Source organism: Vibrio rotiferianus CAIM 577 = LMG 21460 (assembly GCF_002741985.1).
GTDB lineage: Bacteria > Pseudomonadota > Gammaproteobacteria > Enterobacterales > Vibrionaceae > Vibrio > Vibrio rotiferianus.
The window spans coordinates 1-10,333 of the sequence record NZ_APHW01000099.1 but is presented as its reverse complement, the minus strand read 5'-3'; the positions used below and the strand labels follow the sequence as shown (position 1 = coordinate 10,333).

General features: G+C 45.9%; 9 protein-coding genes and 1 pseudogene. 5 read left to right on the top strand and 5 right to left on the bottom strand.

Annotation, left to right across the window (positions count from 1 at the left end; all coding sequences use genetic code 11):
* The 3 genes and pseudogenes from B853_RS16995 to B853_RS16985 form a co-directional block, all read right to left on the bottom strand.
* Window positions 1–965, bottom strand: a 965-nt coding sequence (locus B853_RS16995; protein WP_128826960.1) for an IS4 family transposase, incomplete at its 3' end; no start/stop codon positions are given.
* A gap of 106 nt (window positions 966–1,071) precedes the next feature.
* Window positions 1,072–1,701, bottom strand: coding sequence for an HAD family hydrolase (locus B853_RS16990; RefSeq protein WP_038887740.1), 630 nt, complete (start codon window positions 1,699–1,701; stop codon window positions 1,072–1,074).
* A 16-nt stretch (window positions 1,702–1,717) separates the two neighbouring features.
* Window positions 1,718–2,046: pseudogene (locus B853_RS16985) on the bottom strand (DMT family transporter).
* Between the two features lie 189 nt (window positions 2,047–2,235).
* On the opposite strand from B853_RS16985, the gene B853_RS16980 reads away from it, so the two are divergent.
* Complete coding sequence (locus B853_RS16980) at window positions 2,236–2,982, top strand: hypothetical protein (protein WP_038887738.1); 747 nt, start codon at window positions 2,236–2,238, stop codon at window positions 2,980–2,982.
* A gap of 190 nt (window positions 2,983–3,172) precedes the next feature.
* Here the strand turns inward: B853_RS16980 and B853_RS16975 are convergent, their stop codons facing one another.
* Complete coding sequence (locus tag B853_RS16975) at window positions 3,173–3,484, bottom strand: cupin domain-containing protein (protein WP_038887737.1); 312 nt, start codon at window positions 3,482–3,484, stop codon at window positions 3,173–3,175.
* Between the two features lie 8 nt (window positions 3,485–3,492).
* On the bottom strand, window positions 3,493–4,143 hold the full coding sequence (locus B853_RS16970; RefSeq protein ID WP_038887736.1) for a Qnr family pentapeptide repeat protein: 651 nt from the start codon (window positions 4,141–4,143) through the stop codon (window positions 3,493–3,495).
* Between the two features lie 432 nt (window positions 4,144–4,575).
* Between B853_RS16970 and ompW the strand changes: the two genes are divergently transcribed.
* From ompW to B853_RS16950, 4 genes are all read left to right on the top strand, one after another.
* Window positions 4,576–5,220 carry an outer membrane protein OmpW gene (ompW, locus tag B853_RS16965; RefSeq protein WP_038887734.1) on the top strand — a complete coding sequence of 215 codons (645 nt, stop codon included), beginning with the start codon at window positions 4,576–4,578 and terminating at the stop codon, window positions 5,218–5,220.
* Window positions 5,221–5,651: 431 nt separating this feature from the next.
* A complete protein-coding gene (locus tag B853_RS16960) occupies window positions 5,652–6,623 on the top strand; it encodes a TAXI family TRAP transporter solute-binding subunit (RefSeq protein WP_038887732.1) in 972 nt (323 codons plus the stop codon).
* Window positions 6,624–6,691: 68 nt separating this feature from the next.
* A complete protein-coding gene (locus B853_RS16955; RefSeq protein WP_050569026.1) occupies window positions 6,692–9,292 on the top strand; it encodes a TRAP transporter permease in 2,601 nt (866 codons plus the stop codon).
* 120 nt (window positions 9,293–9,412) lie between these two features.
* On the top strand, window positions 9,413–10,333 hold a 921-nt coding region (locus tag B853_RS16950), incomplete at its 3' end, for an IS110 family RNA-guided transposase (protein ID WP_211285386.1).

Genomic DNA, 10,333 nt, shown 5'->3' with positions numbered 1-10,333 from the left:
TCACCGTAACCTTCTTCTATTTCCCAGCGTTGCCAATAGACAGCTAATAAGTCTTCTAATGAGTACTTCTTAGGGTCAACAAGGGAAGTTATAAAGCCTTCAATTTCACCTTTTGGGTCTTTATAGAGGATGAGACGTGCCTGCCAATGAGTCGGTAAATTAGGGTTATTACGCTGAGCTTGTGGTGAGATAGGCATAGAAATAAGCATGTCGTTTTCAGCAAAGTGCTCTACAACTTCATATCTTAATTTCCGTTTTACGGGGGTTAGCCAGTGACTATTGGAGGCTGCTGCATTCCACGATATCAACAGGTCGGCGGAAAAGTAGCAACGATCAAACAATGTTAGCGAGTTGGCTGGCACGTCTGCTAATAATCTGCGTGCTAACGTTGCCTCGCCAACCTGACAAGCATCGAATGCAGCCCCCATCATAAAGCGTGTCTCGGTCGCCATCAGGCCGACCAAGCGAAGTTGAGGGTAAGGTTTATGTTTTTGAGAAATGAATCCAAATGCTTGCGCATTGTCTTCTGAATCTTGACAACGAAAAGTTGTACCATCCACCGCCATGATGCTTAGCCCTAGCACCTTGTCTTTTACTAGTGCGTCGCTCTCCCAAGCCGCCACAGAGGTTTTAAACAAAGCGGCAAGAGGCGCCTCATCTAAACGTCGCCTAGAGTCAGTTAGCACACTAGGTGCAACACGAGACCATGTATTCTGAGGTTCGGGTTGAAGAGCTAAGTCAAGAGAACTACACACTTCCTTAATTGATTTATTCCGCTGCAGTCCCATCCAAATAACAAGCCAAACCGCTTGTTGCGCCGGTAAACGTCGTCTCCTAATACTTGCTTTAGATGTATCAAGCAAAGCTTGCTCTATCCATTCAAGTTGAATGGCATTAACTACAGATTCGTAGTTTTTACCATCCTCTATCGTTTCATGAGCCAAAACCAACTCTTGAGCAAACATAAAAAATCCCCACTAACGTTGTTAGTGGGGATTATCATACGATCCCAAGATCATTCAAGTCTCTAAACCGATCAGCATTATTCTCTGGTGAGAAGGGTTTCTTGTTTTAGCCGACGGAGCTATTTTGGGACCAAGGTTGCCAATTCATCGTGGCATGATCTGCCAATTTGAGCATGGGGATATCTTCATGGGTATCACCATAAGCGTAGATAGCTTGATGTTGGCTCAAGTCAAAAGCCGCTTTAACACGTTCTACCTTTCTTTCCAGACTGCAATCTCTACTGTGATAGAGGCCAGTAATGCGTTCGCTACCACTGAGTAACTCACTGCAAAGTAAGTGATAACCATGAGTATCACACCAAGGTTTTAAGTAGGCGTTAAGTGAAGCAGAAACGACTACGATAGTATCACCTTGAGTATGATGCCAATCTAGTTTGGCTCTGGCTTCGGGGCGAATGTGTTGAACGATCACTTCTCGTGCAAACCGCGCTCCTAATGTTTTCACGTCGTCGGCTTTTCGTCCCGAAAAGGCGATAAAACTGGCGATTGGGCGCATTCGTTTCGCAGGGAGGAGCCCGGATTTGTATAGTGCATAAAATGGCGAGATCAAGATGTTGCCCAGCCATTTGCGTGGACCAGAAACCGAGTAGTGAAGGAACAGGCTAAACATATCCTCATCGGTGATGGTGCCATCAAAATCAAACAGTGCTAAAGCGGGCTTCCGAGAATCTGACAATCTGTTTCCTTAGAGTTTAATGTGCATGTCCGTGGGAGAAGTTTATCACCATCACGCCCGCTGCGATAAGCGCCATGCCAATCCAAAGGCTGGTGTCCATATGCTGACGGTACACCAATTGAGAAATTAAGGTCACCGACACAATAGCCAACCCAGCCCACAGTGCGTGAACAATACCCACGGGCATACCGCCTTTCATTGCTTGTGCTAAACAGACGAATGCTGCCAAGTGACCAAGTAAAACAAGTGTTGCAGGCAGTGGTTTACTGAAACCGTCAGTGGCTTTGAGTGCAACATGTGAAAGGCTTCTGCGCCCACGCCTAAAAGTAAGAAAAACCAGCTCATTGTTATCATTCGTCTTCGGTTGTTGTGGAGTGCGGCTAGTATATTGGTGTTAAATGAAATGATAATCCCGTCGACTATAAAATTACTTTTACTCATTTGTAATAATTGGCATTACATACGCTTACAACTCAATATGAGCTCAGCAGATACACTCCCGTCCGGTTTTAATTCGTTATAGGGTAGAAATGGATGCGAAAACTGCTGTTCTCCATTATATGTGTGTTGGGTTTGATCGGTTGTGATGACGATGGTTTTACCACAGAGAGACTCGACGACTTTCAAGACCCTAGAGCAGAATACGAAATTCAATCGGTGGATTTTCTCGCGACTGCAATTACCGATGCGATTAGCCTTGATGTTCGAGGTTGGGAAGTTGAAAATCTATCGAGAAAAATTACATTTACGATTGATCAGATTACGACCAATATTCTCTGGTCTTTCAATGCGAGAGATCTTGTCCATTTAGGGCAGCTAGCTCCAGAAGTTGGCGATACGTTAACGGCTCCCATAATGGGCTATCAACTGATGCGTATTTCCCCTGACGCCTTCGTTGTATCGACAAGTCATCAAGTGGCACATTTGCAATACTCGGCAAATATCCTGGAGTCTAGGAAAGGGATTAGTGGATACTATCTGAGTGAATCCGATACTGATATCGCTTTAGCCGTTTACCCTGAAGGGATTTCTCTGGAGATTTTTGGTGAACTATACCGGGCGCATTACTTCAAAGAGACTGATTCTTACCAACTTCGTTTTGAAAGCAAGGAAGTTGACGGAAAAAGTCAGCTTGAACAAATTTCCATTGAGCTAAATGGGGATGCTGTACGACTTGAGAAAGGGAGCAGCGCTTATGATGGATGGCAGAGTCATGATGTTATCTCTCATCGCGAACTATTTGAATACAACCGCAAACAGAACACCCTCTCAATCCAATAGTTTTTTATGAATTATTGAAGTCATGGTCAGATCTATTTCTGGGTAACAGTTGGGAGACTCGCTCAGAGGCCATGACTTCAATTTCTTTTGCGCTTCACCTAGACCCTTTATTGCGCACATGGGGAAAGTTAGTGTTTCTTTCCCCCGTTTTTCTTAACTTGTTCCTCGGAATAACACGGAAGTCGAAAATCTAGCGGTAGAAAACCGCCAGCCAAATTGTTTCTTGCTCGGGATCAGTCCAGCTCACGCGATGCTTGGTATGGGCAGGAATGTTGACGTGATCGCCCGTCTCTAAACGTTTTACAGAACCATCTTCATAAGTCAGTTCGCCTGCGCCTTGTAGAACCAATACCCATTCATGTTCTTCTTGATCGTACCATTCATCCTCTGGCGTGGTTTGCCCCTTCGAGACGATGCGCTCGATACGTAGCTGTTTGTGTGTGAGTAAATCTTCAAACACTTCTTCACTCAGATCACTGGGTAGGTCTTTAAACAGATTCATAATGCTTCCTAAATAACGATCAATCCAAATGGTGCGAGCAGTTGTTCTTGCTGCCAGTCACAGATCTTAGCACCGTATAAAGAGACGCGGCGAATGTCCAAGCCTTCTAAATCGACGTGGGTAAGATCGCTCTCCTCTATATTAAAGCTGCCCCATTGTTCTCGACTGAATTCTCCTCTCGATAAGTCAGAGCCTTTAAAGCTTGCGCCCATCAGATTGGCGCCGTTCCATCGGTTCTCAAACAGGTCGCATTTCTCGATTAATGCACGCTCAAAGTTGGTGTAAGCCAAGTTACAGCCCGTAATGTAAGCGATACAAAAGAACACAGTGTTGCTGACACGATTAGCGAAGTTAGCACTTTGAAAGTTTGCGCCTTTCAAATCACACTTACGCAGTTCGATGCCGACGCAGTCTGCACCATTGAACTGAGACATGGCCAACATACAGTTGCTGAAACTTGCATCTTTGAGTTTGGCATAGCGGAAACTGCAGCCTTCTATGTCGCTCGATTGGATAAAGCGACAATCAATAAACTTTGCATCACTGAGATCGGCATGGTCGAAATTGCACTGATAAAAGCGGCAGTTTTCAAAGGTGGCGTTTTGCAAATCTTGGTGAGAGAAGTCTTCGTGTTCGAAAGTGAGATCGGTCTTAATCATGGCTTTTTATCTTTTCTTTGCTCGATGGAAGCAGACTACCACTCTAAGTGACTGATTTTCCATAAATATAACTTGTTGTATTTCAATGCCTTACAAAGGCCGAAAATCGCCAATTTAAGCGGTCAAACTGGCTTTTTGAGGGCGGTGTTTTTTGAAAATAATCCGAGCATATCGAGAAAATAGTTTTGTTGAATACAGAGGCGTATATAGGAGGGGGAGTGAGAACTGCGACGCACTCTTCTCACACTCACAGTTTGCATTACAGGATTGTTTCCTATTTGCATAATTTGTTGATCAGTATGGCGATTTTGTATGCGAAAAAGTGATATTTTTTACAAATTGATTTCCATCAAAAAAGTAGGGTTTCTATGTGCTAGATTGCGCGCAGCTCAAGAATATAAAAACTATTAAGCCCTACAAAAGGAAATAACAATGAAAAAAACAATCTGCAGTCTAGCAGTGGTTGCTGCGCTAGTATCACCTCAAGTTTTAGCTCACAAAGAAGGTGATTTTGTGTTACGTGTCGGTGCGGCTTCAGTTGTGCCAAATGACAGCAGTGACAAGATCTTAGGCTCTCAAGAAGAGCTTAAAGTGGATTCCAACACTCAGCTCGGTTTGACGTTTGGTTACATGTTTACTGACAACATCAGCTTAGAGGTGCTTGCAGCAACTCCATTTAGTCACGACATTTCAACAGACCTTCTTGGCTTGGGTGATATTGCAGATACTAAACACCTACCACCAACCGTAATGGTTCAGTACTACTTTGGCGACGCACAAAGCAAGTTCCGCCCATACGTGGGTGCCGGTCTGAACTACACCATCTTCTTCGATGAAGGCTTTAACGGCAAAGCGAAAGATGTAGGTCTTACAGATCTAAAACTGGATGACTCGTTTGGTCTAGCGGCTAACGTGGGTGTCGATTACATGATTGATGACAAGTGGTTTGTAAACGCTTCTGCCTGGTATGCAAGTATTGAAACTGAAGCAACGTACAAGTTTGGTGGTGCAGCACAAAAAACTGATGTGAAGATCAACCCTTGGGTATTCATGATCAGTGGCGGTTACAAGTTCTAAGAAAAAGCAGTAGTAAAAGAGCAATAAGATTATTGGCATGACTTTTAGGGGCAGTTGCGGGGATTGCCCCTCTTTTTTTATGTCATTTTCTTGCGCAACATTTCCTTCCTATTTTCTCTCATTCGACCAATCTTCCTGTTTGTAAATGTATCGCTTAAAAAATGAATTTTCTGTTAATTCTCGATTGTTGAGAAAAGCGAAAATTTACTATAGCTAGGTTTTGAACTTGTTCTGATAAATTCGATTGCAAGTGCTCGGTTAAATATTAATCGAATACGGGAATAAAAATTACAAAATGAAGCTAAGGATTAGCTGACTAAGGAAAATTGCTCGTGAAGCGTGGAATTTTTACACGAGTATTTTTCGGTTTTGCTGTCTTTAGCTGAGAAAAATATCTTTATTTTTCAATCGATAGACAGGAAGAACTTAAAATGAAAGGAACCACACTCATTGCAGTATTTGCTTCGGCAGTTTCACTGTTCTCATACAGTGAGAAAATAAGTGCAGCAGAGAAATTTATTACTATCGGCACCGGTGGTCAAACGGGCGTTTATTACGTCGCTGGACAGTCGATCTGCCGTTTCGTAAACCGTGGTGCTGCAGACCACAGCATTAAATGTAATGCACCAGCCAGTGGTGGTGGCGTGGCAAACGTCAATGGTTTGCGCAGTGGCGAGTATAACTTTGGCATCATGCAGTCAGACCACCAATACAAAGCCCTAGAAGGTGTGGCTCCTTTCCAAAATAACCAACCAATGACGGATATTCGTGCCGTTTTCTCACTACAAAGTGAAGTGTTCACTATTCTTGCGCGTAAAGACGCAGGCATCATCAATTTCGACGACTTGAAAGGCAAGCGCGTCAACATTGGTAACCCTGGTTCTGGTCAACGCGATACGTTTGAACAAGTGATGCAAGCAAAAGGCTGGTCGCAAGATGTATTTAGCTTGGTATCGGATCTGAAGCCAGCTGAACAAGCTTCCGCAATGAGTGACAACAACATCGATGCAATGAGCTACTTTGTTGGCCACCCAAACGGCGCGATTCAAGAAGCCTCGACCACAACGGATGCGGTGTTAGTACCAGTGACTGGTCCTGAAATCGACAAGTTACTTTCTGAGCGTGCGTACTTCACCAAAGCAATCATTCCGGGCGGAATGTACCGTGGTAACCCAAATGATACGCAATCTATCGGCGGCAAAGCGGTGCTCTCAACCACAGCAGAGACGGATCCTGAGTTGGTGTACCAACTGACGAAATCTGTGTTCGATAACCTAGACCGCTTCAAGCGTCTACATCCAGCATTTAAAGACCTGAAAGAATCAGAAATGATTGAAGTGGGTCTGTCTGCACCATTGCATGAAGGTGCGGTGCGCTACTACAAAGAGCGCGGCTGGTTGTAATCTTCGATTTCTAGCAAGCGCTGTGATGGATTCGCAGCGCTTGCTTCTCTGTTGTTTGTGAGAAAATTATGGATAAGACGATCTCCACGTCCCATGCTGACACGCATCCGAATGAGCTGTCGGCAGAAGAACTGATTGCCCAAGATGTGGGTGCTCGCCTGCCAACCGGAATCATGGAAAAGCTGATTGCGGGCTTGGCGTTACTATGGTCTTTGTTTCAACTTTGGATAGCGTCTCCGCTGCCATTTATTGTCGGTTTCGGTGTGATGAACGACACCGAAACGCGCGCCATTCACCTTGGCTTTGCCTTGTTGCTTGCCTTCCTTGTCTTCCCGGCTTTTAAGCGCTCCCCGCGCGATCGTGTTCCTGCCTTTGACATCATGTTGGGTTTGATTGCTTGTGCCTCTTCGCTGTACTTGTTTGTTATGTACGAAGCACTAGCACAACGTCCGGGCAGCTTAACCACTGAAGACTTTATTACCGCATTGATTGGTTTGCCTCTGCTTTTAGAAGCGGCGCGTCGAGTATTGGGCCCAGCATTGCCTGTGATTGCGTTGGTGTTTATCGGCTACAGCTTGGCAGGCCCATACATGCCGGGTTTATTGTCCCATCGCGGCGTGCAGTTGGATGCGTTGGCTAACCACCAGTGGATCACTACAGAAGGTGTGTTTGGTATTGCACTTGGTGTATCGACCAGCTTTGTATTCTTGTTTGTTCTGTTTGGTGCGTTGTTGGAACGCGCTGGAGCAGGGCACTACTTCATTCAATTGGCATTTAGCATGTTGGGGCACTTGCGTGGTGGCCCTGCAAAAGCGGCCGTCGTTGCCTCGGGCTTAACGGGTTTGATTTCGGGCTCGTCGATTGCCAACGTCGTGACCACGGGCACGTTCACTATTCCTATGATGCGCAAAGTGGGCTTCTCTGCAGAGAAAGCCGGTGCAGTGGAAGTTGCGTCATCGGTGAATGGGCAAATCATGCCACCTGTTATGGGCGCTGCGGCGTTTTTGATGGTGGAATACGTCGGCATTCCTTATGTTGAGATCATCAAGCACGCCTTTTTACCTGCGGCGATTTCTTACATCGCACTGCTTTATATTGTTCATCTAGAAGCGCTCAAATTGGGCATGCAGCCAATTGATGCTGCACGCTCTAAACCTTGGTTAGCAAGACTCACGGGCTTTGCATTTGGTGCCGCGTTGATTTCTGGTTTGTCGATGGCGGTCTACTATGGCTTAGGATGGTTGAAGCCAGTATTGGGTGACTTTGTATTATCTGGGATGGCGTTAATTCTGGCTACGGTTTACTTGGCACTGCTAAAAGTCGCCTCAAGTAATGAGCCGCTAGCAGAAGAAGACCCAGATGCTCCACTAGAACGGTTACCAAATACACGCGCAGTCTTACTCTCTGGCTTGCATTACCTACTGCCTGTGGTGGTTTTGGTGTGGTGTTTGATGATCGAGCGCCTGTCTCCAGGGTTGTCTGCTTTTTGGGGCAGCGTGATTCTGGTGGTGATCGTTCTGACTCAACGTCCTCTGCTGACTTGGATGCGTAAAGACGGCAAACACGATTACGGTAACTTCAAAGACGGTTGTATCGATTTGCGTGAAGGCTTGATTGCTGGCGCGCGCAATATGATCGGCATTGGCATCGCGACCGCCACCGCAGGCGTAATTGTTGGTGCGGTATCGCAAACGGGGGTTGGCTTAGTATTGGCTGATTTGGTTGAGATGCTGTCGATGGGCAACTTGCTACTCATGCTGATGCTCACGGCGGTATTGAGCTTGATTCTAGGCATGGGCTTACCAACCACGGCGAACTACATTGTGGTATCAAGTTTGTTGGCGCCTGTTATCGTCACGCTAGGTCAACAACATGGGTTGATCGTACCGTTGATTGCGGTGCACTTGTTTGTGTTTTACTTCGGCATCATGGCGGATGTAACGCCGCCAGTGGGTCTGGCTTCGTTTGCTGCTGCGGCGGTGTCGAAAGGGGATCCAATCAAGACGGGCTTAACCGCGTTTTACTACAGTTTGAGAACCGCGGCTTTGCCGTTCCTGTTTATCTTCAATACGGATTTATTGTTGATTGATGTCGATTGGGCGCACGGTATCGCCATCTTTGTTATCTCTACTATTGCGATGTTGATATTCGCTGCTGCGACGCAAGGTTGGTTCCTGACTCGTAACCGTTGGTACGAAGGCGCGTTGCTGCTGCTCGTAGCATTTACCTTGTTCCGTCCAGGGTTCTGGATCGACATGGTGGTGGATCCGTACCAATCGAGCAATCCTTCCCAGTTGGCACAAACGCTTGAGCCGCTCGAAGAGGGCGGTGTACTCAGAATGCGCATCAGCGGTGAAGATGCGGTCGGTAAGATGCGAGAGTTCTCGGTGCTGCTTTCGGTTCCTGAAGGGGAAACCGGACAAGATAAGCTAGACGCACTTGGCATAGCGACTTATCAGCAAGGTGAACAAACTCTGATTGATATCGTTAGCTTTGCTAGCCCAGCAGAGGCGGCAGGATTGCAGTTCGACCAACAGATTGTCGATGTGCGTGTGCCAGTTGAGCGTTATCGTAAAGAGTGGATGTGGATTCCAGCAATGGTGTTGTTTGGTGTTGTGATTTGGCTACAACGTCGAAGAGTAACAGCGCAGCTTGCTTCAGCTAATTGATAGTTAAAGATAAATAACCATAAAGCCCCGTTAGAGTTAAGACTAACGGGGCTAATTATATGGTCCGCCTCACTCTCAAGCCCTACGCTTAGAGTAGGCTCTCAGAACGAGGTGAACCATATGTCTACCATTCACATCTTAGGTATCGATTTAGGCAAGCACTGCTTTCATGCGGTTGGCAACAATCACACTGGCAAAGACGTTATTCGCCGTAAGTTTAGTCGAAGCCAACTACTCCGTTTCTTATCTGTACTTGAACCTACCATCATCGCTTTTGAAGCCTGTGGTGGTGCTCACTGGCTTGCGAGAAAGTGTGAAGCCTATGGACATCGAGTTCGACTTGTCCCGCCTCAATATGTAAAACCTTACGTCAAAGGTAACAAGAACGACTTTATTGATGCTGCTGCGATAGCAGAAGCAGCGAGTCGACCAAGCATGAGATTTGTCTCTGCCAAGTCAGAGGAAGCTCAAGTAATCGCAGCTATCCATCGAGTGAGGGATGGCTATATCAAAGAACGAACGGCTTGTATGAGCCGAATTGGAGCAATACTACTTGAGTTCGGGCTGAGTTTTCCTAAAGGCCATGCCAAGATGAAAGCGTTATTTCAGTGGTTGGCCGAGCAAGATATAAAGCTACCACAGAGTCTGGTCGCTGAGTTGCTCTCGATTCATGCGCACTATAAATACCTAAATGAGCAAGTATCTATTCAAGATAGAAAACTGAAAGCGATTAATGAAAATGCCGAACTTTTAAAGAGTATTCCTGGTATTGGTGATTTAACAGCAACGCTGTGTGTGGCCAATATCAGTTCTCCTTCAAACTTTGGTGGAGGTCGCGAGATGGCCGCATGGCTAGGACTCGTTCCTAGGCAGTATTCAACGGGTGGCAAATCAAAGTTATTAGGCATGAGTAAACGAGGGAACAAACACCTTCGCGCTCTATTTATACATGGAGCGAGGTCCGTGCTATCTAGGATAGAAACAACAGGAAAAGTGTTCGGAGATTGGTTAGTCAATTTACGAGCAACAAAGCCGTTTAAT